The sequence below is a fragment of the Kaistia nematophila genome (genome assembly GCF_026343855.1).
GTDB lineage: Bacteria > Pseudomonadota > Alphaproteobacteria > Rhizobiales > Kaistiaceae > Kaistia > Kaistia nematophila.
The window spans coordinates 53,315-78,170 of the sequence record NZ_JAPKNK010000002.1; the positions used below are offsets into that span (position 1 = coordinate 53,315).

The 24,856-nt window shown below is 66.6% G+C and carries 21 protein-coding genes, 2 tRNA genes and 1 riboswitch; of the genes, 22 read left to right on the forward strand and 1 reads right to left on the reverse strand.

Annotation, left to right across the window (positions count from 1 at the left end; all coding sequences use genetic code 11):
• Positions 1 to 23 precede the first annotated feature (23 nt).
• From OSH07_RS04540 to mfd, 9 genes are all read left to right on the forward strand, one after another.
• A complete protein-coding gene (locus OSH07_RS04540) occupies positions 24 to 1,052 on the forward strand; it encodes an ABC transporter permease (RefSeq protein ID WP_266337436.1) in 1,029 nt (342 codons plus the stop codon).
• A gap of 3 nt (positions 1,053 to 1,055) precedes the next feature.
• Positions 1,056 to 1,928 (forward strand): ABC transporter permease, encoded by an 873-nt coding sequence (locus OSH07_RS04545; RefSeq protein ID WP_266337437.1) that lies wholly within the window; start codon positions 1,056 to 1,058, stop codon positions 1,926 to 1,928.
• Position 1,929: 1 nt separating this feature from the next.
• The gene (locus tag OSH07_RS04550; protein ID WP_266337438.1) at positions 1,930 to 2,835 is read left to right on the forward strand and encodes an ABC transporter ATP-binding protein; all 906 of its coding nucleotides are present in this window, start codon (positions 1,930 to 1,932) and stop codon (positions 2,833 to 2,835) included.
• Complete coding sequence (locus tag OSH07_RS04555) at positions 2,832 to 3,665, forward strand: ABC transporter ATP-binding protein (RefSeq protein ID WP_266337439.1); 834 nt, start codon at positions 2,832 to 2,834, stop codon at positions 3,663 to 3,665. The genes OSH07_RS04550 and OSH07_RS04555 overlap by 4 nt, the downstream gene beginning before the upstream one ends.
• Positions 3,666 to 3,674: 9 nt before the next feature.
• The gene (locus OSH07_RS04560) at positions 3,675 to 4,235 is read left to right on the forward strand and encodes a GAF domain-containing protein (RefSeq protein ID WP_266337440.1); all 561 of its coding nucleotides are present in this window, start codon (positions 3,675 to 3,677) and stop codon (positions 4,233 to 4,235) included.
• A 1-nt stretch (position 4,236) separates the two neighbouring features.
• Entirely contained in the window at positions 4,237 to 6,315 is a 2,079-nt protein-coding gene (locus OSH07_RS04565; protein WP_266337441.1) for a hydantoinase/oxoprolinase family protein, read from the forward strand.
• Positions 6,315 to 7,976 (forward strand): hydantoinase B/oxoprolinase family protein, encoded by a 1,662-nt coding sequence (locus OSH07_RS04570; RefSeq protein WP_266337442.1) that lies wholly within the window; start codon positions 6,315 to 6,317, stop codon positions 7,974 to 7,976. Before OSH07_RS04565 ends, OSH07_RS04570 begins: the two co-directional genes overlap by 1 nt.
• Before the next feature lie 174 nt (positions 7,977 to 8,150).
• Complete coding sequence (locus OSH07_RS04575; RefSeq protein ID WP_266337443.1) at positions 8,151 to 8,444, forward strand: FAD assembly factor SdhE; 294 nt, start codon at positions 8,151 to 8,153, stop codon at positions 8,442 to 8,444.
• Entirely contained in the window at positions 8,444 to 11,947 is a 3,504-nt protein-coding gene (gene mfd / locus OSH07_RS04580) for a transcription-repair coupling factor (RefSeq protein WP_266337444.1), read from the forward strand. Before OSH07_RS04575 ends, mfd begins: the two co-directional genes overlap by 1 nt.
• 307 nt (positions 11,948 to 12,254) lie before the next feature.
• Here mfd and OSH07_RS04585 read toward each other — a convergent pair whose 3' ends face one another.
• On the reverse strand, positions 12,255 to 14,090 hold the full coding sequence (locus OSH07_RS04585; RefSeq protein WP_420909597.1) for an extracellular solute-binding protein: 1,836 nt from the start codon (positions 14,088 to 14,090) through the stop codon (positions 12,255 to 12,257).
• Positions 14,091 to 14,341: 251 nt separating this feature from the next.
• Between OSH07_RS04585 and OSH07_RS04590 the strand changes: the two genes are divergently transcribed.
• From OSH07_RS04590 to cobW, 13 genes are all read left to right on the forward strand, one after another.
• Positions 14,342 to 15,028 carry an invasion associated locus B family protein gene (locus OSH07_RS04590; protein WP_266337445.1) on the forward strand — a complete coding sequence of 229 codons (687 nt, stop codon included), beginning with the start codon at positions 14,342 to 14,344 and terminating at the stop codon, positions 15,026 to 15,028.
• A gap of 158 nt (positions 15,029 to 15,186) precedes the next feature.
• Positions 15,187 to 15,672, forward strand: a complete 486-nt coding sequence (locus tag OSH07_RS04595) for a formate dehydrogenase subunit gamma (protein WP_266337446.1) — start codon at positions 15,187 to 15,189, stop codon at positions 15,670 to 15,672.
• Positions 15,669 to 17,225, forward strand: a complete 1,557-nt coding sequence (locus OSH07_RS04600; RefSeq protein ID WP_266337447.1) for a formate dehydrogenase beta subunit — start codon at positions 15,669 to 15,671, stop codon at positions 17,223 to 17,225. The genes OSH07_RS04595 and OSH07_RS04600 overlap by 4 nt, the downstream gene beginning before the upstream one ends.
• A gap of 9 nt (positions 17,226 to 17,234) precedes the next feature.
• Complete coding sequence (gene fdhF, locus OSH07_RS04605) at positions 17,235 to 20,081, forward strand: formate dehydrogenase subunit alpha (protein WP_266337448.1); 2,847 nt, start codon at positions 17,235 to 17,237, stop codon at positions 20,079 to 20,081.
• Positions 20,082 to 20,085: 4 nt separating this feature from the next.
• Positions 20,086 to 20,904 (forward strand): formate dehydrogenase accessory sulfurtransferase FdhD, encoded by an 819-nt coding sequence (fdhD, locus tag OSH07_RS04610; protein WP_266337449.1) that lies wholly within the window; start codon positions 20,086 to 20,088, stop codon positions 20,902 to 20,904.
• Positions 20,894 to 21,127, forward strand: coding sequence for a formate dehydrogenase subunit delta (locus tag OSH07_RS04615; RefSeq protein ID WP_266337450.1), 234 nt, complete (start codon positions 20,894 to 20,896; stop codon positions 21,125 to 21,127). The genes fdhD and OSH07_RS04615 overlap by 11 nt, the downstream gene beginning before the upstream one ends.
• 208 nt (positions 21,128 to 21,335) lie before the next feature.
• Positions 21,336 to 21,411: transfer RNA gene (locus tag OSH07_RS04620), tRNA-Asn, on the forward strand.
• 90 nt (positions 21,412 to 21,501) lie between these two features.
• A tRNA-Asn gene (locus OSH07_RS04625) sits at positions 21,502 to 21,577 on the forward strand.
• A 215-nt stretch (positions 21,578 to 21,792) separates the two neighbouring features.
• Positions 21,793 to 22,050 carry a hypothetical protein gene (locus tag OSH07_RS04630; protein ID WP_266337451.1) on the forward strand — a complete coding sequence of 86 codons (258 nt, stop codon included), beginning with the start codon at positions 21,793 to 21,795 and terminating at the stop codon, positions 22,048 to 22,050.
• Between the two features lie 30 nt (positions 22,051 to 22,080).
• Positions 22,081 to 22,298: riboswitch (cobalamin riboswitch) on the forward strand.
• A gap of 30 nt (positions 22,299 to 22,328) precedes the next feature.
• Positions 22,329 to 22,529 carry a CbtB domain-containing protein gene (locus tag OSH07_RS04635; protein WP_266337452.1) on the forward strand — a complete coding sequence of 67 codons (201 nt, stop codon included), beginning with the start codon at positions 22,329 to 22,331 and terminating at the stop codon, positions 22,527 to 22,529.
• Positions 22,530 to 22,545: 16 nt separating this feature from the next.
• Positions 22,546 to 23,289, forward strand: a complete 744-nt coding sequence (locus OSH07_RS04640; protein WP_277614161.1) for a CbtA family protein — start codon at positions 22,546 to 22,548, stop codon at positions 23,287 to 23,289.
• A 4-nt stretch (positions 23,290 to 23,293) separates the two neighbouring features.
• On the forward strand, positions 23,294 to 23,842 hold the full coding sequence (gene cobU, locus OSH07_RS04645; RefSeq protein WP_266337453.1) for a bifunctional adenosylcobinamide kinase/adenosylcobinamide-phosphate guanylyltransferase: 549 nt from the start codon (positions 23,294 to 23,296) through the stop codon (positions 23,840 to 23,842).
• Positions 23,839 to 24,855: a cobalamin biosynthesis protein CobW gene (cobW, locus tag OSH07_RS04650; RefSeq protein ID WP_266337454.1), complete on the forward strand. Its 1,017-nt coding sequence runs from the start codon at positions 23,839 to 23,841 to the stop codon at positions 24,853 to 24,855. Before cobU ends, cobW begins: the two co-directional genes overlap by 4 nt.
• The last annotated feature ends 1 nt before the right edge of the window (position 24,856 follow it).

A 24,856-nucleotide genomic window follows, 5' to 3' on the forward strand; every position in this document is an offset into this window, starting at 1 on the left:
ACAGCGCGGGCGAGCGGTAGGAAATGTCCAATATCTTCAGATCCCTTCTGCATCGTCTCGGTGCCGCGCTGATCGTCATGATCGGCATCTCCATGCTGATCTTCGCGATCGCCCGCGTCATGCCCGGCGATCCGGCGCGCATTGCGCTCGGCCCGAATGCGACGGCCGAGCAGGTCGCGGCGCTCCGGGCCGAACGCCATCTCGATGCCTCGCTGCCGGTGCAGTACTGGGAATTCGTCAAGTCGGTCGCCCATGGCGATCTCGGCAAGTCGCTCTATACCAACCGGCCGGTCACCACGGACATCGCGCAATTCCTGCCGGCGACGCTGGAACTGGTCTTCGTATCCGGAATCCTGATGGTGCTGATCGGCCTGCCGATCGGCATCCTGTCGGCGCATTTCCGTGGCCGCTTTCCGGATCATGTCGGAAGGCTGATCTCGCTGCTCGGCGTCTGCACGCCGGCCTTCGTCTGGGGCGTGATCCTGCAGCTGGTGTTCGGCTATTTCTGGGGCTGGTTCCCGATCGAGGGGCGGCTTCTCGAAGGCACGCCAATCCCGCCGGGCCCGACGGGCTTCTATCTCATCGACATGGCCATGGCCGGCAACGGCGCGGGCTTTCTCGACGCGCTGCACCACCTGATCCTGCCGGCGCTGGCGCTCGCGATGTCCGGCCTCGGCCAGACCGCGCGGCTCACCCGTTCCAACATGAACGAGGTCTATGAGCGGCCCTATGTCGAGATGGCGCGCGCCTACGGATTTCCCGCCAGGCGGATCGCCACGCGCTATGCCTTCCGGCCTGCGCTGATCCCGACGCTGACCATCCTCGGCCTTGAATTCGCGGCGATGCTGGGCAACGCCTTCCTGGTGGAAAAGGTGTTCGGCTGGCCCGGTCTGTCGCGCTACGGCGTCGAAGTGATCCTGCGCAAGGACCTCGACGCGATCGTCGGGACGGTGCTGATCATCGCGGCCGCCTTCCTGATCGTGAACATCATCGTCGACATCCTGGTGAACGTCATCAACCCGCGCATCCGCCTTGCATCGGGGAGGGCATGAACCATGTCGGAGCCTGATTCCCCCGTCATCGCCTCGCGCACCCGTTCCAAGGCCTGGACGGCTTATGCAGCCGATCCCCTTTCGGTCATCGGTCTCTTCATCGTCGTGGCGATTGTCCTGCTGGCGATCTTCGCGCCCTTCGTCACGCCCTATCCCGACCATGTCGGCCCGACCGGTGATTTCGCCGCCATGACCGCGGCGCCAAGCGGCGACTACTGGTTCGGCACCGACATGATCGGCCGCGACCTCTTCACCCGCATCATCTTCGGCTACCGGCTGTCGCTGATCATGGCCGTCGTGGTGCTGGCGATCGCCACACCGATCGGCGTGGTCGTCGGCCTCGTCGCCGGCTACAGGGGCGGCTGGACCGACTACATCCTGATGCGGATCACCGACGTCTTCCTGGCCGTGCCGCCGCTCGTGCTGGCGATGGCTATCATGGGATTCCTGCAGCCGACACTTTTGAACGGCATGCTCGCCATCACCGCCATGTGGTGGCCGTGGTATGCGCGCCTGATCTACAATGTCACCCGTGCCGAGGCGCAGGAGGGCTATGTCCTGGCCGCCGAGACGGTCGGCGCCTCGACGGCGCATATCCTGTTCCGCGAGATCCTGCCGAACTGCTGGCCGTCGATCCTGACCAAGATGACCCTCGACGTCGGCTTCGTCATCCTGATGGCGTCGTCGCTGTCCTTCCTCGGCCTTGGCGTCCAGCCGCCGACGCCGGACCTCGGTTCGATGGTCGCCGACGGCGCAAAGTACATGCCGGATGCCTGGTGGCTGACGGTGTTCCCGGCGATCGCGATCCTCCTGGTCGTGCTCGGCTTCAATCTCGTCGGCGACGGCCTGCGCGAAGCGTTCGAGGCGGAGAGCTGAGATGGCCGACAGCACGATCCAGAAGCCGGTCCTGACCATCCGCGACCTGCGCCTTGCCTTTGGCGACCACCGGCACGCGACGCATGTGCTGCACGGCATCTCGATGCATATCCAGCCGGGCGAAAAGGTGGCCCTTGTCGGCGAGAGCGGATCCGGCAAGTCGGTGACGGCGCGCCTCGCGATGGGGCTCCTGCAGGATTCGAAGCGGGCCCATGTGTCCGGCTCGATCTGGTTCGACGGCATCGATGCCGCCAGGGGCGGGCCGGCGATTGCGGCGAAGCGGGGAAACCGCGTCGCCATGATCTTCCAGGACCCGACCTCTGCGCTCAATCCGACATTCAAGATCCGCGGCCAGTTCCGCGACGTGCTGCGTTCGGGCGATCGCTCGATCTCGAAGGTCGAGGCTGACCGGCGCGCCGAGGCAGCGCTGGCCGAGGTTTCGATCCCGGATCCGAAGCGCGCGCTCGACAGCTACGCCTTCCAGCTCTCCGGCGGCATGAACCAGCGCGTGATGATCGCGATGGCGCTCGCCAACCGGCCGCAACTGCTGATCGCCGACGAGCCGGGAACCGCCCTCGACGTCACCGTGCAGGCGCAGACGCTGAACCTCATGCACCAGCTGACAGAAAAGACCGGCACGTCCGTCTTGCTGATCTCGCACAATCTCGGCGTCGTGCGCGAATTCGCCGATCGCGTCTATGTCATCTATCGTGGTCGCATCGTCGAGCACGGCACGACGGCGCAGCTGTTCCACGATCCGCGCCATCCCTATACGCGGGCGCTGCTCGCCGCGATCCCGAAGATCTCGGGCGGCGGCCTGCCCGACCTGCCGGAGCGCAGCCCCGAATTCGAGAGCCCGATCATCGTGCACGAGGGCTGCGGCGAGCCGACGGAGGCCTTTGCATGACCACCGCCAACGCCCCGGTCCTCGAACTCGACCGCCTCGGCAAGGTCTTCTCCGCCGATGGTCACAAAGTCACGGCGCTCGACGACGTCTCGCTGTCGTTCGCGCGCGGCGAGTGCCACGCCATCGTCGGCGAGAGCGGCTCGGGCAAGACCACGCTCGCCAATCTGGTTCTCGGCCTGATCGGCGCGACTTCGGGCTCTATCCGCTTCAACGGCACGGCGCTCGGCCGCAGCCGGACGCGCGAGCAGAAGCGGGCGATCCAGCTGGTCCAGCAGAACCCGCTCTCGGCGCTCAATCCGCGCCGCAGCGTCGGCGCCTCGATCCGCCTGCCGCTCGACGTGCATGACCTCGGCAGGAGCTCCGAGCGCAATGACCGCGTCGCCTCGCTGCTCAGGGAGGTGGGGCTCGAGGCCGAGCACGCGAGGCGTTCGCCGCGCGGTCTATCCGGCGGCCAGCGCCAGCGCATCGCCATCGCCCGCGCGCTCGCCTGCGAGCCGGAGCTCCTGGTGCTCGACGAGCCGACCTCGGCCCTCGACGTGCTGGTGCAGGCGAGGGTGCTCGACCTGCTGCAGCGGCTCCGCCGGGAGCGCGGCCTGACCTATCTCTTCATCACGCACGACCTCGCCGTCGTGCGCGCCATCGCCGACCGGGTGAGTGTGTTCCAGAAGGGGCGCCTCGTCGATACCGGTCCGGTCGAGACCATCTTCTCCGATCCGAAGAGCGCCTATACGCGCGAGCTGATCGGAGCCATTCCCGTCGTGACGGAGGCCGAGGCCGCGCTGCGCGCCGCCATACGAGCCGGGACGCCAATCCCGGCCGAGGCCGAATAGGAAGGAAGCATGATGAGCACTACCGCAGAGCTGATGTCGGTCGATCCCGTGTCGGATCGGAAGGCATGGGACGCGCTCCTCGCCGCGCTCGGCGAGGACAACCAGCCGGCCGCGACGCTCGCTAGGGTCGAGGAACTCTACCAGCGCGAGGTGGGCGCGATCATCTTCACGGTGATGAGCGCGGACTTCGACACCGGCATGTCACGCCGCCTCTATTCCAACCATCCGGAAGAGTATCCGACTTCGGGCTACAAGCAGTCGGCCGCCGGCAAGTGGAACGATCTCGTCTTCGGCGAGAAGAAGCCCTATGTCGCCAACACGATCGAAGAGATCGCGACCGTCTTCCACGATCATGAGCTGATCCAGTCGCTCGGCTGCGGCTCTTGCATCAATGTGCCGATCGTGTTCGAGGGCAGCGTCCTCGGCACGGTCAACATTCTCGACAAGACCGGTGCCTATACGCCCGACAAGGTCGAGCGCGCCATGGCTCTGCGCCCCTTCGCGGCGATCGGCATCCTGGCCGCGACGATCACCGAGCAGGCCGAGAAGATCCGCGAGGCGAAGGGCTGACATGAGCGACAAGACCATCCGTGTCGCCACCGACGTCGGCGGCACCTTCACCGACCTCGTCTATTTCGAGACGGACAATGCGACGGGCCGGCAGACGATCCGCACCGCGAAGTCCGACACGACGCCGCCGAACTTCGAGCAGGGCGTGCTGAACGTGCTCGCCAAGGCCGATGTCGATCCTGCCGACATCGCCTTCTTCGCGCATGGCACCACCGTCGTCATCAATGCGCTGACCGAGCGCAAGGGCGCCCGCACGGCGCTGATCACGACCGAAGGCTTTCGCGACGTGCTGGAGATCGCGCGCGGCAACCGGCCCGATTTCTTCAACTTGCAATATGTGAAGCCGCAGCCCTTCGTGCCGCGCTATCTCTGCCGCGAAGTGCCGGGCCGCATCGCCTATACCGGCGAGGAGCGCAGCCCGCTCGATCTGTCCGGCCTCCCGGCGATCCTCGAGGACTTCCGCGCCGAGGGCGTCGAGGCGATCGCGATCTGCCTGTTGCATTCCTACGCTGATCCCAGCCATGAGGAAGCGGTGGCAGCCGAGATCCGCAGGCTCTGGCCCGAGGTCTCCGTCGTCGCCTCGCACCAGATCACCCGCGAATGGCGCGAATATGAGCGCGCCTCGACAGCCGTGCTTTCCGCCTATGTCCAGCCGGTCGCCAGCCGCTATCTCGGCCGGCTCGAGGACGGCCTCGCCTCGAAGGATTTCGGCGGCCAGCTTTACGTCATGCAGTCGAACTGCGGCGTCGACTCGCTGTCGGCGACGCGCGAAATCCCGATCACCATGGTCGAGAGCGGCCCGGCCTCGGGTTTCTGGGGGGCGGCCGAGCTTGGCCGCATCATCGGTGAGCCCAACGTACTGGCGCTCGATATCGGCGGCACGACGGCGAAGTGCTCGCTGATCGAGAACGGCCACGTCAAGATCATGACCGACTACTGGATCGAGCGCGACCGTACCTCGTCCGGCTATCCGATCATGGTGCCGGTGGTCGATCTCGTCGAGATCGGCAATGGCGGCGGCTCGATCGCCTGGGTCGACGATTTCGGCAAGCTGCATGTCGGCCCGCAATCGGCCGGCGCCAAGCCGGGTCCGGCCGCCTATGCCCGCGGTGGCACGCAGGCGACGACGACCGACGCCAACCTCGCGCTCGGCCGCATCGACAAGGACTATTTCTGCGGCGGCACCATCACCGCCGACATGAAGGCGGTCGACGGCGCACTCGGCGCGCTGGCGGAAAAGCTCGGCATCGCCCCGATCGAGGCGGCGCGCGGCATCGTCCGCATCGCCAACAACAACATGATCAATGCGCTGAAGCTCGTGTCGCTCAACCGCGGCCACGACCCGCGCGACTTCACGCTGGTCGCCTTCGGTGGCGGCGGCGCCATGCATGCGGTGGCGCTTGCCACCGAGCTCGGCATGAAGAAGGTCGTAATCCCGCGTGGCGCGTCGGTGTTCTCGGCCTGGGGCATGATGATGTCCGACCTGCGCCGCGACTACTTTGTCACCCGCCTGATCGAGGGCGGTGACGCCCGCACGGCGGCGCTCGCCGCCCTCGTCGGCGAGACGCGCGACCGGGCGCTGCGTCAGTTCGAGGCGGAAGGCGTGGCGGCCGACAAGGTCAAGCTCGTGCCGTTCATCAAGTGCCGCTACCAGAACCAGGAACACGCGGTCGAGGTCGAGCTGCCGGCTACGTTCGTCGATGACGCGGCGATCCAGTCGATGATCGAGCATTTCCACGCGGCCTATGAGCGCGAATACACCTATCGCCTCGACGCGCCGGTGGAGATCGTCGGCCTGCATCTCGTCGCCTCGGCCGAAGTCGGCAAGCTCGAGATGGTGGCGCTGCCGACGACGGGCGCCACGGTCGGGCAGGCGGTCAAGGGCCGCCGCGATGTCGATTACGCGCTGGAGGGCGTCCACCCGGCGACGATCTACGACCTCGAGAAGCTGGAGCCCGGCATGTCCTTTGCCGGTCCCGCCATCCTCGAGGATCCCGGCACCACCGTGGTGATCCACCCCGGCAACCGCGTGTCGATCGACGCCTATGGCAACACCCATATCGAGCTGGGGGCCCATTGATGAGCACTCCGACCCACGATCCCGTCACCTTCGACATCATCCAGAACTCGCTGCAGGCGATTTCGGACGAGATGTTCGCGGCGATGCGCAAGACGGCGATGAGCGCCATCATCTACGAAGTGCTCGACATGGGCACCGGCATCTGCGCCGCCGACGGCGAGATCGCCTCGTCCGGCGCCGGCATTCCGGCCTTCATCGGCGTGCTCGACAAGGCGGTGAAGGCGGTGCTGCGCAAGCATCCCGTCGCCGCGATCCATCCGGGCGACGTCTTCGCCACCAACGATCCGTTCTATGGTGGCGTGACCCACCTGAACGACATGGTGCTGGTGATGCCGGTCTTCGCCGAGGGCGAGATCGTCGCCTGGACGGCGAACATCGCCCACTGGAACGATGTCGGCGGCATGGTGCCCGGCTCGATGTCGACCGACGCGGTCGAGATCTACCAGGAGGGGCTGCGCGTCCCGGCGATCAAGATCATCGAGAAGGGTGTCGCCAACCAGTCGGTGATGGACCTCCTGATGGTCAATTCCCGCCTGCCGGCCTTCCTGAAGGGCGATATGTGGGCGGCGATCGCGGCCGTCCGTATCGGCGACAAGCGTATCCTCGACCTCGTCAACAAGTACGGCAAGGACACCTTCATTGCCGCCATGAACCACTTCATGGACTATGGCGAGCAGGTGACGCTGAAGGCGCTCAAGGATCTGCCGAACGGCAAGTATTCCTTCGCCGAGGAGCAGGACAGCGGCCAGATCTACAAGGTGACGGTCGAAATCACCGACGATCAGTTCATCGTCGATCTCACCGACAATCCCGACCAGACGCCGACGCCCAACAATGCCAGCCGCGACGGCGTCATCGTCGCCTGCCAGATGGCGATCAAGGCGGTCACCGACGTCACCGCGCCCGCCAATGGCGGCTCGTTCCGGCCGCTCGTCGTCAAGACGCGCCCGGGCTCGATCTTCGACGCCCAGGAGCCGGCGGCGCACGCCTTCTACTACGAAGTCGAGATCCGCGTGTTCGACCTGATCCTGCGTTGCCTGGCGCAGCATGTGCCCGACAAGCTCTCGGCCGGCAGCTTCGCCTCGATCTGCGGCACCGTCGTCGGCGGTCCGCATCCCGATACCGGCCGCCACTACACGATCGTCGAGCCGGAAATCGGCGGCTGGGGCGCCATGCCCGGCCGCGACGGCAACAACGCGATCTTCTCCGGCTTCCACGGCGAGACCTTCAACTGCCCGGCCGAAATCGCCGAGGCCCGCTACGGTCTCTTCGTCGACCAGCTGGCGCTGAACCCGGAGGAGGGCGGCGAGGGCCAGTGGCGCGGCGGCAAGGGCATCCGCATGGATTACCGCGTCCGCGCCGACGGCAACTTCCTGACCTGTGGCTATACCCGCTCGAAGATCCTGCCTTGGGGCATGGAAGGCGGACATGACGGCACCGGCAACCATGTCGATGTCATCAAGACCGACGGCAGCCGCAAGCGCTATGCCTTCGCCACCGGCGTCGAGCTGAACAAGGGCGACATCGTCCGTGTCGTCACCGGCAATGGCGGCGGCTATGGCGATCCGAAGAAGCGCGCCCGCGCTGCCGTGCTCGAGGACATCAAGAACGGCTATCTGAGCGCCGAGCGCGCCAAGGTGGTTTACGGCGTCGATCTCTGACGTCTGGCAGCGATCCGGGCGTCACGCATTGAATGTTGGCCGCGTGACGCCCGGTTCGCAACTCCAATCCGCCCGTCGGGGCGGAGCGCTTCGACCCGTTGCTCTTCCAAGGCTGACAAGTCCGGGCGAGAGGGCTATATCACGCCGCATCGGATATCAGCGGCGGAGTTTGAGATGAGCGGCACCACCTTGTCGAGCGATGGGCTGGACGTTCGCCGCCGGCGCACCCATTTTCGCTGCTGGCATCGCGGCATGCGCGAAATGGACCTGATCCTTGGCCGCTTCGCCGACGCCCATATCGCAACTCTTGATGATGGCGAACTCGACCTCCTCGAAACCCTGATGGAGGAGCAGGATCGCGATCTGCTGATCTGGCTGACGGGCGAGGCCCCGACGCCGGACGACGTCAACACTGCATTCTTCCAGAAGCTCGCCGCCTTCACCGGCGCCAGCCCCCGTCAGGCGTAATGGTCACTTTCCCGTATATTCTCGGCCGTCCGTCGACGGTGCTTTCGGGCGTTCCCGATGGCTTCGACGGCAAGGTCGTCGCGGACATCGCCGCGCTGGCGGCGCGCGAGAGCCTTCCCTATGTGCTGGTCGTGGCGCGCGACGGCAACCGCATGGCCGATCTCGAGCAGGCGATGCGCTTCTTCTCGCCGGGCACCGAGGTCGTCGCCGTGCCGGCGTGGGACTGCATGCCCTATGACCGCGTGTCGCCGAACACCGCCGTCGTGGCGCGGCGCATGGCGGCGCTGTCCTATCTCGCCAACTACCAGCCGGTGAAGGGCCGCGCGCTCGTCGTGCTCACCACCGTCAATGCCGCCGTGCAGCGCTTGCCGCGCCGCGACCAGGTCGCCCGCCAGAGCATCTCGATTGCCAGTGGCAACCAGATGTCGATGGACCGGCTCATCGCCTGGCTGGAGGATAATGGCTTCCTGCGCACCTCGACCGTGCGCGAAGCGGGCGAATATGCCGTTCGCGGCGGCATTATCGACCTGTTCGCCGCCGGCCAGGGGGAGCCGGTCCGCGTCGATTTCTTCGGCGACACCGTCGATTCGATCCGCACCTTCGACGTCGAGAGCCAGCGCACCGTGGCGCAGAAGAAGCGCCTCGACCTGGTGCCGATGAGCGAACTGGTGCTGTCGCCAGAGGCGATAGCCCATTTCCGCGAGCGCTATGTGGCCTTGTTCGGCGCGACCGACCGCGAGGACCTGCTCTACCAGTCGGTCAGCGAGGGCCGCCGCTATACCGGCGTCGAGCACTGGCTGCCGCTCTTCGTCGATGGCCTCGACACGCTGTTCGATTATGTGCCCGAGGCACCGGTCGTCCTCGATCATCTGGCCGAGGAGGCCATCGCCGAGCGCTTCGACGACATCCAGGACCACTATGATGCGCGCAAGAGCGGCATGGGTCAGGGGCAGGGCGGCGTGCCCTACCGGCCGGTGCCGCCCGATCAGCTCTATCTGACGCCGGACGAATGGAGGGCGCGCGAGAAGACGGCGCCGCTGCTCCGGATGACCCCGTTCGCCGAGGCGGACGACACCATGGTCGCCGATCTCGGCGGCCGGCATGGCCGCACCTTTGCGGCCGAACGCACCGCCGGCGACGTCAATGTCTTCGACGCGGTCATCGCCCATATCGGCGGCCTGCGCGAGAAGAAGCGCGTCGTCATCGCCTCGTGGAGCGACGGCGCGCGTGACCGCCTGGCGCAGGTGCTCGACGATCACGGCCTGAAGCGGGTCGAGCGCATCGAGGACTGGGCCGCGGCGGAAAGACTCGCCAAGGGCGTCGTTGGTCTCGGCGTGCTCGGCCTCGAAGCCGGCTTCGAAACGCCGGACATGGTTGTCATCGGCGAGCAGGACATCCTCGGCGACCGCCTGGTGCGGCCGCGCAAGCGGTCGAAGCGCGCCTCTGATTTCCTGAGCGAGGTCACGGGGCTTTCGGAAGGCGACATCGTCGTCCATGTCGATCACGGCATCGGCCGCTTCACCGGCCTGAAGACGATCACGGCCGCCGGCGCGCCGCATGACTGCCTGGAGATCGTCTATCACGGCGGCGACCGGCTCTATCTGCCGGTCGAGAACATCGAACTGCTGTCGCGCTATGGCTCGGAAGATACCGAGGCCGTGCTCGACAAGCTCGGCGGTGTCGCCTGGCAGGCGCGCAAGGCCAAGCTGAAGCAGCGCATCCGCGACATGGCGGGCCAGCTGATCAAGGTCGCCGCTGCCCGCGCCATGCGCCATGCCGAGCCGCTCGCTCCGGCCGATGGTCTCTATGACGAATTCGCCGCCCGCTTCCCCTATGAGGAGACGGAAGACCAGCTCGCGGCCATCGAGGCGGTCATCTCCGACCTCGGCGCCGGCACGCCGATGGATCGCCTGATCTGCGGCGACGTCGGCTTCGGCAAGACGGAAGTGGCGCTGCGCGCCGCCTTCGTCGCCGTGATGAGCGGCAAGCAGGTCGCCGTCGTCGTGCCGACGACCTTGCTGTCACGCCAGCATTTCAAGACCTTCTCGAACCGCTTCGCCGGCTTCCCGGTCCGGGTCGAACAGGCCTCGCGGCTCGTTTCGGCCAAGGATCTCGCCGAGACCAAGAAGGGCATCAAGGAAGGCCAGGTCGACATCGTCGTCGGCACCCATGCCCTGCTCGGCAAGGCGATCGAATTCAAGGATCTCGGCCTGCTGATCATCGACGAGGAGCAGCATTTCGGCGTCAAGCACAAGGAGCGACTCAAGGAGCTCCGCGCCGACGTGCATGTGCTGACGCTGTCCGCCACCCCGATCCCGCGCACGCTGCAATTGGCGCTGACGGGCGTTCGCGAACTGTCGCTGATCACCACGCCGCCGGTCGACCGCATGGCGGTCCGCACCTTTATCTCGCCCTTCGACGCGCTTGTCGTGCGTGAGGCGCTGCTGCGCGAGCGTTATCGCGGCGGCCAGAGCTTCTATGTCTGCCCGCGTCTGTCGGATCTCGCCGACCGCAAGGAGTTCCTGGAGAAGTTCGTGCCGGAGGTGAAGGTCGCGATCGCGCATGGCCAGATGCCGCCGACCGAGCTCGAGGACATCATGACGGCGTTCTACGAGGGCGCCTACGACGTGCTGCTTTCGACGACGATCGTCGAATCCGGCCTCGACATCCCGACTGCCAACACGCTGATCGTGCATCGCGCCGACATGTTCGGCCTGGCGCAGCTCTACCAGCTGCGCGGTCGTGTTGGCCGTTCGAAGACCCGCGCCTATGCGCTGTTCACAGTGCCGGCCGAGAAGCGGTTGACCGCGATGGCCGATCGCCGCCTCAAGGTGCTGCAGTCGCTCGATACGCTCGGCGCAGGTTTCCAGCTCGCGAGCCACGATCTCGACATCCGCGGCGCCGGCAACCTGCTCGGCGAGGAGCAGTCGGGCCATATCAAGGAAGTCGGCTACGAGCTTTACCAGCAGATGCTGGAAGAGGCGGTGGCGGCGCTCCGCGATGGCGGCGCCGAGGAAGCTGAGGCCGATGGCCGCTGGTCGCCGCAGATCACGGTCGGCACGCCGGTCATGCTGCCGGAGACCTATGTGCCCGACCTGCAGCTGCGCCTGTCTCTCTATCGCCGGCTGGGCGACCTGGAGGAGCCCGAGCAGATCGACGGCTTCGGCGCCGAGCTGATCGATCGCTTCGGTCCGCTTCCGGACGAAGTCGAGCATCTTCTGAAGATCGTCTACATCAAGGCGCTCTGCCGAAAGGCGAATGTCGAGAAGGTCGACGCCGGCCCAAAGGGCATCGTCATCGCCTTCCGCAATTCGACCTTCGCCAACCCGGCCGGCCTGATCCGCTACATCGCCGAGCAGGGCAGCCTCGCCAAGGTCCGGCCCGACCAGAAGATCGTGCTCATCCGCGACTGGGAGAAGCCGGAGCAGCGGTTGAAGGGCACCGCCGTGGTCCTGACCCAACTCGCCCGCATGGCGGCGGAGGGCGGCAAGAAGGCGGCGTGATCGGCCTTCTTCACCTCTGCCCGTGGGGGAGAGGTGAAGGATGGAATGGAGCCTGCGATTCACGCCCTGCCGTCATCCCTGCGAAAGCAGGGATCCATGCATCGGGATGCGCGGGGGCGGCACGGCGCGGCGTCGGATCCGCGTCTCCCCCCGCGCCAAAATGCCAGCCGCCTCGGGCTGCGGATGGATCCCGGATCGACGCTGCGCTGCGTCCGGGATGACGGCGAGGGGGACGAGGCCTGCGCTCCACTCGATACGTGCAGGCGCCGGCTCTCAGCAGCGGGGGAGACCACGCCCGCCCGCTCCCTTACTTTGCCGGCGTCGCGTACCAGGTCGGATAGGTGTAGCCGCTGATCGACTGCCTCTCCGGATGGCCGACGCCGGTCCAGCGCGCGACCCATTGCTCGGGCAGGTAATAGAGCGGCACGACATAATGCTGCGAGATCAGGACGCGGTCGAAGGCGCGTACCGATTCGACGAAATCCTCGCGCTTCTTAGCCGCCAGGATGTCGTTCAATAGCGCATCGATGGCAGCATTCTTGGCGCCGACGAAGTTATATGAGCCGGGAACATCCGCCTGGCTGCTCGACCAGCGGAAGTTCTGCTCGTTCCCGGGTGACAGCGACGCCGGCCAGGATGTCATGATCATGTCGAAATCGAATTCCTGCACGCGGCGCTCGTATTGCGCCGAATCGACGGTGCGGACGGTCGCCTTGATGCCGACGCGGGCGAGGGTCCGCGCATAGGCGAGGCCAACGCGCTCCTGCTCGCGATCCTTGAGCAGGATCTCGAAGGTCAGGGGCTGGCCGGTCGCCGTGTTGACGAGCGCGTTGCCCTTGAGCTCATAGCCGGCCGATTTCAGGAGCTCGAGAGCCGCCCGCAGCTGGTTTCGGTCGCTGCCGGAGCCGTCGCTTTTCGCGGGCCGGTAAGTTCCATCCAGCACGTCGGGTTCGACGGCATCGGGGAACTTCGCAATCAGCGCCTTTTCCTTGTCGGAAGCCGGGATGCCGATCGACGACAGTTCGGAGCCCTCGAAGTAGCTCGCGTTCCTCTTGTAGACGTCGAAGAACAGGTTCTTGTCGAGCCATTCGAAGTCGAGCAGCGCGGCGAGCGCCTTGCGGACGCGGATGTCCTCGAAGGTCGGCCGGCGGGTGTTCATGGCGAAGCCGAGCATGCCCTTGGGCAGGCCGGTCTCGAAGCTCTCCTTCACGACGCGCCCGTCTGCCACCGCCGGGAAATCATAGCCATTGCGCCAGGTGGCGGGATCGGACTCGGCGTTGACGTCGTAAAGGCCCTTCTTGAAGGCTTCGAACATCGAGCTGCGGTTGCGGTAATAGTCGACGCGGATCTCGTCGAAATTGTCGAAGCCGCGCTTGATCGGCAGGTCTTTGCCCCAGTAGTTCGGGTCGCGTTTCAGCGTGAAGCGCTCACCCGGCTTGATCTCGCCCATCAGATAGGGCCCGCTGCCGATCAGGGGCTTCAACGTCGAACGGTCGAAGTTCTCGATGTCGGTGGCGTGTTTCGGCAGGATCGGCATCAGGCCGATCAGAAGCGGCAATTCGCGATCGGCGCCGTCGGCGAAGGTCATGTGCACGCCGTGCTCACCAACCTTCTCGATCTTCTTCACCTTCGAATACCAGGAGCGGTAGTTCGGCCGCCCCTTCTCGCGCAGCAGTTCGAGCGTGAAGATCACGTCCTCCGGGGTCACCGGCTGGCCGTCCGAGAATTTCGCTTTCGGATTGAGGTTGAAGGTGATCGAGCTGCGATCGTCCGGCACGTCGACGCTCTCGGCCAGAAGGCCATAAAGCGTGAAGGCCTCGTCGCGGTTGCGCGCCAGCAGGGCCTCGAACACGTTGTTGCCGAGCGACGCATCCCAGATTCCGCGCGCCGTCGTCTCCGCGCCCTTCACGATGAAGGGGTTGAGGCTGTCATAGCTGCCGACGAAGGCGTAGGTTACTCTGCCTCCTTTTGGCGCGCTCGGGTCGGCATAGGGCAGGTGGTCGAAATCGGCGGGCAGGGCCGGCTCGCCATGCATCGCCAGCCCATGCCTTGGTTCGGCCCCGACCGGCAGGGAGAGCGGCAGTGTCGCGGAAACCGCGAGCGCGAGGACGGCCGCCTTGGGCCAGCGGGTGCCGATTGGCATGGCAAATTCCCCCAGATGAGGCTCGGGCAACGAATCGAATGAAAAAAATCGTAGCACGGCTACTGGGGCAATCTTGTGCCCGCTAGAAATCCTGCCTCGGCCCCGCTATTGATGCGGCATAGCTTCACCGTCACCGTGTCGCCTCATTTGCTGGTCATCCAGCCTCGGCGCGCGGCCAGCCTGTGACGTTTGCAGGCGGACCGTCGGTCGCCGAAGCGCAGGGTTTTGAGATAAACGCAAGGACACGCTCGATGTCGCATCGTTGGAATTCTGGCCTGGTTCGGGTGCCGCATCTGGCTGCCGCCGCGCTCATCATGGCGCTGTCCGCACCGGCGGCTTTCGCCCAGGATGCCGCGCCGGCTGACGCTCCGGCCGCCAAGGCCCCTGCCGCGGCCGCGAATGCCGCTCCGCCGGCTTCTCCGTGGATCAAGGAATGCGGCCAGGACCCGCAGTCCAAGAAGAAGCTCTGCATCACCTCGCAGGAGCTCCGCGCCGAGACCAACCAGTTCATCGCTTCGCTGCAGATCCGCCAGCTCGAGGGCGAGCCGAAGATCGCGCTCACCGCGGTCGTGCTCACGGGCCAGCTGATCCAACCGGGCCTGCGCGTCCAGGTGGACCAGAACAAGCCCGCCGAGCTGAAGTACGTCGTCTGCGAGCCGAGCGTCTGCTACGCCCAGGCAGAGATCGACACCGCCTTCATCTCGTCGATGAAGAAGGGCAGCAAGGTCGTTGCGATCTCGCTGAACCCGCAGGGCAAGCCGATGGTCTTCCCGTTCTCGCTCGCCGGCTTCACCAAGGTCGTCGATGGCGAGGGTCTCGACCGCGCCGCCGGCAAGGCCCGTCGCGACGCCCTGCAGGACCAGCTGCAGAAGAACGCCGAAGAGAATCGCAAGAAGCTCATCGAGCAGCAGAACAAGGAGCGCGGCTCGACCAACTGAGCCGTCGATCCAGCGAATTCCAGGAACGGCGCGCCCGCAGGGGCGCGCCGTTTTTGATTCGCGCCCGGACGGATCGACATCCTGCGACGTCGGCGTAGCAATCCGTCGGTTGATTGCGCCGAGGAATACCGGCACCTTGCGGCGATTCTAAATTGTGAGTGGTCGTCGTCGTGAATTCCTACGAGCCATGGAGCGCCAAGCGCGCCGCCGAGATCATCGCTGCCCATGCCGGCTGTGAGGGGCCCGCCCTGCCGATCCTCCATGCCATCCAGGCGGCGTTCGGCTTCGTGCCGGAGGCGGCCGAGCCGATGATCGCGGAAGCGCTCAACCTGTCGCGCGCGGAAGTGCATGGCGTCGTCACCTTCTATCACGACTTCCGCCGCAAGCCGGCAGGCCGCCACGTCCTGAAGCTCTGCCGGGCGGAGGCCTGCCAATCGATGGGTGCCGAAGCGCTGGCCTCGCGCGCCGAGCAGGCGCTGGGCATCCGCTTCGGCGAGACGACGGCCGATGGCCGCGTCACGCTCGAGCCCATCTATTGCCTCGGTCTCTGTGCCACGGCTCCCTCTGCCATGCTCGACGGCCGCATCATCGGCCGGCTCGATGATGCGCGGCTAGACCGGTTGGTTGCGGAGGCGCAACGATGATCACCCGGATCTTCATTCCCGGCGACGCCGGTGCTGTCGCCGTTGGCGCCGACGAGGTCGCGGGGGCTTTCGAAGCGGCGGCACGGACGCGGGGGCTGGCGCTCGATATTGTCCGCAACGGTTCCCGCGGCCTCTACTGGCTGGAGCCGATGGTCGAGGTCGAGACATCGGAGGGCCGCGTCGCCTATGGCCCCGTGGCGGCCGAGGACGTTCCGGCTCTGGTGGATGCCATGCTCGCGGGCGAGCCCCACGCGCTGCGGGTTGGGCCGACGGAGGAAATTCCGTGGCTGAAGCGGCAGACGCGCCTGACCTTCGCGCGTTGCGGCGTCGTCGACCCGCTCTCGCTGGACGATTATCGCGCCTATGGTGGCTACAGGGGGCTGGAGCAGACGCTCGCGATCGGTCCCGACGCGACCATCGAGGAAGTGGTGCAGTCAGGCCTGCGCGGTCGCGGCGGCGCAGGCTTCCCGACCGGCGTGAAGTGGCGCACGGTCGCCGGGACCCGGGCCGAGCAGAAATACATCGTCTGCAACGCCGACGAGGGCGACAGCGGCACCTTCGCCGATCGCATGCTGCTCGAGGGCGACCCCTTTGTCATGATCGAGGGGATGACCATCGCGGGTATCGCTGTCGGCGCGACGCGCGGCTACATCTACATCCGCTCCGAGTATCCCCATGCCGTCGCGGCGATGAAAGCCGCGATCGAGACGGCGCGCCGGCATGGTTATCTGGGCCGGGAGATCGCGGGCTCGGCGTTCGATTTCGACATGGAGGTGCGGGTCGGCGCCGGCGCCTATGTCTGCGGCGAGGAGACGGCGCTGCTGGAAAGCCTGGAGGGCCGGCGCGGCGTCGTCCGCGCCAAGCCGCCGCTGCCGGCGCATAAGGGCCTGTTCGGCCAACCGACCGTCATCAACAACGCCATCTCGCTGGCCACCGTGCCATGGATCCTCGCCGAGGGCGCGGCCGCCTATCGCGATTTCGGCATGGGCCGCTCACGCGGCACGATGCCGATCCAGATCGCCGGCAATGTGAAGCATGGCGGGCTATACGAAGTCGCCTTCGGCGTCACGCTCGGCGAACTGGTCGACGAGATCGGCGGCGGCACGGCGTCCGGCCGCCCGGTCCGCGCCGTGCAGGTCGGCGGCCCGCTCGGCGCCTATTTCCCGCGTGCGCTGTTCGACACGCCGTTCGACTATGAGGCCTTTGCCGGCAAGGACGGGTTGATCGGCCATGGCGGCATCGTCGTCTTCGACGACACGGTCGACATGGCGAAGCAGGCGCGCTTCGCGATGGAGTTCTGCGCGCTCGAATCCTGCGGCAAGTGCACGCCCTGCCGCATCGGCTCGACGCGTGGCGTGGAGACGATGGACAAGATCCTGCGCGGCGAGGAGCGCGACAAGAACCGCGTCCTGCTCGAAGATCTCTGCCACACGATGAAATTCGGTTCGCTCTGTGCACTCGGCGGCTTTACGCCCTATCCTGTGTTGAGTGCGCTTCACCATTTCCCAGAGGATTTCGACGCGCCGGCGCCGAGCCTCGAAGAAGCCCGATAGGAGGTCGCCATGTCGCTGATCCACGAGATCGACTACGGCACGCCGCGCTCGACGTCGGAGACGATGGTGACGCTCACCATCGACGGCGAGACCCTGACGGTGCCCGAGGGCACATCCATCATGCGCGCCGCCGGCGAGATGGGCACGGCGATTCCGAAGCTTTGCGCTACCGACATGCTGGACGCCTATGGCTCCTGCCGCCTTTGCCTCGTCGAGATCGAGGGCAGGGCGGGGACTCCCGCTTCCTGCACCACGCCGGTGATGCCGGGCATGGTGGTGAAGACCCAGACGGAGCGGCTGAAGCGCCTGCGCAAGGGCGTCATGGAGCTCTACATCTCCGACCACCCGCTCGATTGCCTGACCTGCGCGGCGAACGGCGATTGCGAGCTGCAGGACATGGCCGGCGCGGTCGGCCTGCGCGACGTCCGCTATGGTCATGAGGGGCACAACCATCCGAACCCCGGCAAGGACGAGTCGAACCCCTATTTTACCTACGACCCGTCGAAATGCATCGTCTGTTCGCGCTGCGTGCGCGCCTGCGAGGAAGTGCAGGGCACCTTCGCGCTGACGATCGCCGGTCGCGGCTTCGACAGCGTCGTCTCGCCCGGCATGGAAGAGAGCTTCCTTGGTTCGGAATGCGTCTCCTGCGGCGCCTGCGTGCAGGCCTGCCCGACGGCGACCCTGACCGAGAAATCGGTGATCGAGATCGGCCAGCCCGAGCATTCGGTCATCACCACCTGCGCCTATTGCGGCGTCGGCTGCACCTTCAAGGCCGAGATGCGCGGCAACGAGGTCGTCCGCATGGTGCCGTGGAAGGACGGCAAGGCCAATCGCGGCCATTCCTGCGTCAAGGGACGCTTCGCCTGGGGCTATGCCAGCCACAAGGAGCGCATCCTCAACCCGATGATCCGCGCAAGCATCACCGACCCGTGGCGCGAAGTGTCGTGGGAAGAGGCGATCGCCTATACGGCGTCGGAGTTCAAGCGCATCCAAGCCAGGTATGGTCGCCTCTCGATCGGCGGCATCACCTCGTCGCGCTGCACCAATGAAGAGACCTTCCTGGTCCAGAAGCTGATCCGCGGCGGCTTCGGCAACAACAATGTCGACACCTGCGCCCGCGTCTGCCATTCGCCGACCGGCTATGGCCTCAGCCAGACCTATGGCACCTCGGCCGGCACACAGGATTTCGACTCCGTCGAGCAGGCCGATGTTATCCTGCTCATCGGCGCCAATCCCACCGACGCGCATCCGGTGTTCGGCTCGCGCATGAAGAAGCGGCTGCGCGAGGGCGCCAAGCTGATCGTCGTCGATCCGCGCCGCATCGATCTCGTGCGTACTCCGCATGTCGAGGCAGCCCATCACCTGCCGCTGAAGCCCGGCACCAATGTCGCGGTGCTCACCGCCATGGCGCATGTCATCGTCACCGAGGGGCTGGCCGACGAGGCCTTCGTGCGCGAGCGCTGCGACTGGGACGAGTTCCAGGACTGGGCCTCCTTCGTCGCCGACCCGCGCCACAGCCCGGAGGCGATCGAGGCGGTTTCCGGCGTTCCGGCGGCGGATCTCCGCGCCGCCGCCCGGCTCTATGCCACCGGCGGCAATGGCGCGATCTATTACGGCCTCGGCGTCACCGAGCACAGCCAGGGCTCGACCACGGTGATGGCGATCGCCAATCTCGCCATGGCGACCGGCAATATCGGCCGGCCCGGCGTCGGCGTGAACCCGCTGCGCGGCCAGAACAACGTCCAGGGCGCCTGCGACATGGGCTCGTTCCCGCACGAGTTCTCCGGCTATCGCCATGTCTCGGGCGACGAGACGCGGCAATTGTTCGAATCGCTCTGGGGCGTGCCGCTCGACAGCGAGCCGGGCCTGCGCATCCCCAACATGCTCGACGCCGCTGTCGATGGCGTCTTCAAGGGCCTCTATGTCCAGGGTGAGGACATCCTGCAGTCCGACCCCGACACCCGCCATGTCGCGGCCGGTCTCGCCGCCATGGAGTGCGTCGTCGTGCAGGACCTGTTCCTGAACGAGACGGCCAACTACGCCCATGTCTTCCTGCCGGGCTCGACCTTCCTGGAAAAGGACGGCACCTTCACCAATGCGGAGCGCCGCATCCAGCGCGTCCGCAAGGTGATGCCGTCGAAATCCGGCAAGGCGGACTGGGAGATCACGCTTGCGCTCGCCCACGCCATGGGCTTCAACATGAATTACGCTCATCCGTCCGAGATCATGGACGAGATCGCGCGGCTGACGCCGAGCTTCGCCGGCGTTTCCTATGCCAAGCTGGAAGCCGAGGGCTCGGTGCAGTGGCCCTGCAACGAGAAGGCGCCGCTCGGCACGCCCGTCATGCATATCGACGGATTCGTGCGCGGCAAGGGGCGCTTCATGGTCACCGAATATGTCGCGACCGACGAGCGCACCGGCCCACGCTTCCCGCTGCTGCTCACCACCGGCCGCATCCTGTCGCAGTACAATGTCGGCGCGCAGACGCGGCGCACGGAGAACGTCGTCTGGCACGAAGAGGACCGGCTGGAGATGCACCCGCACGATGCCGAGCAGCGCGGCGTGCAGGACGGCCAGTGGGTGAAGCTCGCCAGCCGCTCCGGCGAGACGAGCCTGCGCGCGCTGATCACCGAGCGTGTTGCGCCCGGAGTCGTCTACACGACGTTCCATCATCCGGGCACGCAGGCGAACGTCGTCACGACGGATTTCTCCGACTGGGCCACCAATTGCCCGGAATACAAGGTGACGGCGGTGCAGGTTTCCGCCTCCAACGGCCCGACGGCCTGGCAGGAGAGCTACGAGGACCGCGCCCGCAGCAGCCGTCGAATCCTGCCGGTCGTCGAGGCGGCGGAGTAGGGCCATGAAATCGCCCGTCCGCCGCGTGCCGAGGATGCTCTGGCGCGCCGATGGCGCGGCGGCGGGCGAGCGCGCGATCCCGGAGGAGGTAGCTGTCGCCCTGACCTATGACGGCAGCACGCAGGCCGTGATGATGGCGACGCCGGCGGACCTCGAGGACTTCGCCGTCGGCTTCAGCCTCTCGGAAGGCATCGTCGCGGATGCGCCCGAGATCGAGCGGCTTGAAATCGTCGAGCAGGAGATCGGCGTCGAGCTGCGCATGTGGCTCGCCGCGTCTCGCGGCCAGGCGCTGGCGCAGCGTCGGCGCTACATGGCCGGGCCGACCGGCTGCGGCCTCTGCGGCATCGACAGCCTCGCCGAGGCGATGCGCCGTGTGCCGCCGGTCGACCAGGCCACGCGCTTCAGCGCGCGGGAGATCCGCGGCGCGCTGGCGGCGCTGGCGCCGCTGCAATTGTTGAACGGCGAGACCCATTCCATGCATGCCGCCGCTTTCGCGCTGCCGGGGAAGGGCGTCGTTGCATTGCGCGAGGATGTCGGTCGCCACAATGCGCTCGACAAGCTCTGCGGTGCGCTGGCGCGGGACGGCATCGACGGGGCGTCCGGCATGGTGATCCTGACCAGCCGCGTCTCGGTCGAGATGGTGCAGAAGACGGCCATGATCGGCGCGCCGTTGATTGTCGCCGTGTCGGCGCCGACCGCGCTCGCCGTCCGCACAGCCGAGGCCGCCGGCATCACGCTGGCGGCCATCGCGCGCGGCGACAGCTTCGAAGTCTTCACCCATCCGCATCGGATTGCCGAGGAAGTTGCAGCCCATGTCGTCTGATACGTCCGAGAAGCTCGTCTACATGGCGAACCAGATCGGCAAGTTCTTCGCCAGCCAGGGCGCGGAGAAGGCCCCTGCGGCGATCGCCGAGCATCTGCGCAAGTTCTGGGACCCCCGGATGCGGGCCGGCATTCTCGCCCATCTCGACGCCGGCGGCGCCGGGCTCGACCCGCTCGTCCGCCAGGCGGTGGAGAGATTGCGCGAGATGGCGGCGGCGCGATAGGCGCGTTCGGGCGGCCGGGAGACCGCCCGGCGATATTTATGCGGCTGCGGATCCGGGTTCGATCGTTCGAGTTATCCCCACGCCAAACCCGCGGGAACGCTACGTTTTGGCGCCCCTTGCCCTATATGGGCGGAAAACATGCGTTTTAGGTCTTTGCAAGCCGATACGGGCTTTGCTATAGCCTCGCTCACAGCAGCGGCGACGCTGTTCCGCGATAGCTCAGTTGGTAGAGCAGGTGACTGTTAATCACCGGGTCGTTGGTTCGAGTCCAACTCGCGGAGCCAAATTCGATCAAGGGGTTGGATGGATAGCCATCTAGCCCCTTGATTGTTTCCGAGCCTCGACGAGGCGAGGAAAGGGGCCGCATACGCTGTTCCGCGATAGCTCAGTTGGTAGAGCAGGTGACTGTTAATCACCGGGTCGTTGGTTCGAGTCCAACTCGCGGAGCCAGTTTTGATCAAGGGGTCGGATGGATAGCCATCCGGCCCCTTGATTGTTTTCCGCCTCGCGCTTGGCGCTCGGCGTCTCTCCCGGTTCACTGCGGACGGCAGGACGGGGTGTTGCAATCGGGCCGGCCTCTTCCACATAAAAGGACAGCCTCGAGCCTCCCGCGACGCGGGTTGATGGCGGGCTTTGAACAATCCTCCCGGGAGTGCCCGACCCGCATGGCATCCATTCGTTTCGGCAAGAAGGCGATCTCCCTCCCGCGCAGCCGCACGGCGCGCGTCGCCATCGGCGGCGGCTTCCTGCTGGGCGGCGTGCTCGGATTCCTGCCGGTGCTCGGCTTCTGGATGGTGCCGGTCGGGCTGGTGGTGCTGTCGCACGATTTTCCGCGCGTGCGGCGCCTGCGCCGGCAATCCGAAGTCGCGATCCTCCGCCGCTGGGCCCACTTTCGCAACAAGGGCACCGCCGCCGCCAAATGAGCGGCGACTTGCGCCGGAGCGGCAATCCATCTAGCGTCATTTTGCGTCGGTTCCCCCGATGGACCCAAGGTTCAGGGGGATGAAATGGGAATTCGGTACGGAAGGACCCCTAGCGGGATTCCAATGCCGAAGCTGCCCCCGCAACTGTATGCGGCGAGCGACCTCGCGATGGCCACTGGGAAACCGGGAAGGCGTCGAGGAAGCTGCGACCCGCGAGCCAGGAGACCAGCCAGCGCCTCATACCAGTCAGCCGTCGGTGGGACGGCCAAGGAGACGCTATGTCCAATCTTTCCAAGGCCGCAACGCGGTCCACGTCGATTTCCGGTGTAGAGGCGCAGGCGGGTTCCCGCATCGTCCCGGCCCTGTTCGCCGTCGCCTTCGGTCTGTTCCTGTTCATCGGCACCGGCTTCGCCGCGCCGAGCCTGATCCACAACGCGACTCACGACACCCGGCATTCCCTCGGTCTGCCCTGCCACTGACGCCATAGGGATCAACATGTTCAAGACGATCATCCTCAGCGCCTTCGGCGCGGGGCTTGCCGTGGGCATTGCGCTGTCCGTCGTTCAGGCGGTCACCACCGAGCCTCTGATCCTCCACGCCGAAACCTTCGAGAACGCCGAGCCGGCGCCGGCCGCCGCCGCCGCGCCGCACGAGCACTCGACGACCGAGGCCCATGCGCATGAGGCGGCCGCTCCCGAAGCCGCTCCGGCGCATCAGCATGACGAGGACGCGTGGTCGCCGGCGGACGGCTTCGAGCGCTCGGCCTACACGCTGCTCGCCAACCTGCTGATGGGGGTCGGCGTTTCGGCCGTTCTGCTCGGCCTGATGTCGATCCGCGGCGGCAAGATCGACGCGCGCACCGGCGTGCTCTGGGGCGTGGCCGGCTTCTTCGCCGCCTCGCTGCTGCCGTCGCTCGGCCTGTCGCCGGAGCTTCCCGGCACGGCAGCCGCCGAGGTCACCTCGCGGCAGGTCTGGTGGCTCTCGACCGTCGCTGCCTCGGCGATCGGCCTTGCGCTGATCGTTTTCAGCGGTTCGTGGCTGCTGAAGGCTGCCGGCCTTGTCATCGGCGTGCTGCCGCATGTGATCGGCGCACCGGTGCCGCCGACGCTCGAAGCCTCCTATCCGGCTGGCCTCGGCGGCGAGTTCGTCGCGGCCTCGCTGGTGGTCAGCGCGCTGCTATGGGCGCTGTCGGGCCTCTTCTCCGGCTGGCTCTATCAGCGCCTGTCCCGGACGGCCTGAGATCGTGGCACCTTCCGCGCCGCGCACGGCGCTCGTCCTCGGCGGCGCCCGCTCCGGCAAGAGCCGCTTCGCCGAGGAACTGGTGGCCCGCACCGGGTTGCCGGCCACCTACCTCGCCACCGCCGAGATCCGCGATGCTGAAATGCAGGCGCGGATTTCGGCGCATCGCGACCGGCGAGGCCTCGACTGGACGACGGTGGAAGAGCCGCTCGACCTGACAGCCCGGCTGGCTGATCTCGCCGATCCCGGCCGCGTCATCCTCGTCGATTGCCTGACGCTCTGGCTCTCCAACCTGATGGAAGCGGAACGTGACGTCGTCAGTGAGGGCGACGCGCTGGCGGCCGCGCTCGCCGAAGCGAGGGGGCCGGTCGTGCTGGTCTCCAACGAGGTCGGTTCCGGCATCGTGCCGATGAACGCGCTCGCTCGTCGCTTCGCCGACGAGCAGGGCCGCCTCAATCAGAAGATCGCCGCCGCCGTGCAGACCGTCTTTCTTGTGGCCGCTGGCCTCCCGGTGCGCCTGAAACCCAATCCGAACCCGGAGTTCGTCCTTTGACCGCCCGTATTCCCGCCACCATCGTCACCGGCTTCCTGGGAGCCGGCAAGACCACGCTGATCCGCAACCTGATCGCCGGCGCCGAAGGCCGCCGCATCGCGCTGATCGTCAACGAATTCGGCGACATGGGCTTTGACGGCTCGCTGCTGTCGGATTGCGACGACGACGACTGCAAGCCGGATACGGTGATCGAGCTCACCAATGGCTGCATCTGCTGCACCGTCGCCGACGATTTCCTGCCGACGATCGAGCAACTGCTCGCCCGCGAGCCGGCGCCCGATCACATCGTCATCGAGACATCCGGGCTGGCATTGCCGCAGCCGCTCGTGCGCGCCTTCACCTGGCCGACCGTCCGCCATCGCGTCACCATCGACGGCGTCATCACCGTCGTCGATGCCGAGGCCGTCGCGGCCGGCCGCTTCGCCCATGACGAGGAGGCCGTGGCCGCCCAGCGCGCCGCCGACGAATCCCTCGATCACGAGGATCCGATCGAGGAACTCTTTGAAGACCAGCTTTCCTGCGCCGATCTGATCGTCTTTTCCAAGACCGATCTGGTCGACGCCAAACAGATCGAGGAAGTGGCCGAGATCGTCGCCCGCGATGCCCGCAAGGAAGCGCGCGTCGTTCATGCCAATGCATCGGGCCTGCCGGCATCGGTGCTGCTCGGCGTGGGGGCGGCGGCGGAAGACGACGCCTTCGAGCGCAAGAGCCATCACGACCTTGAAGGGGAGGAGCACGATCACGACGATTTCGACACCTTCATCGTCGATGTCGCCGAACTGCCGTCGATCGAGGCGCTGGGCAGCCGCGTCCGCGCTGCCATGGCGGAAAAGGGCGTGCTGCGCATAAAGGGCAGGGCGTCGGTCGCCGGCAAGGCGGCGCCCGCCGTCGTGCAGGCCGTCGGCCCCCGCGTCGACACCTATTTCGCGCCGGGCGGCAATGCCGGCCGTCTCGTGGTGATCGGCGAGCGCGGCCTCGACGCGGCTGCCATCTCGGCCCATTTCAAGGCCTGAG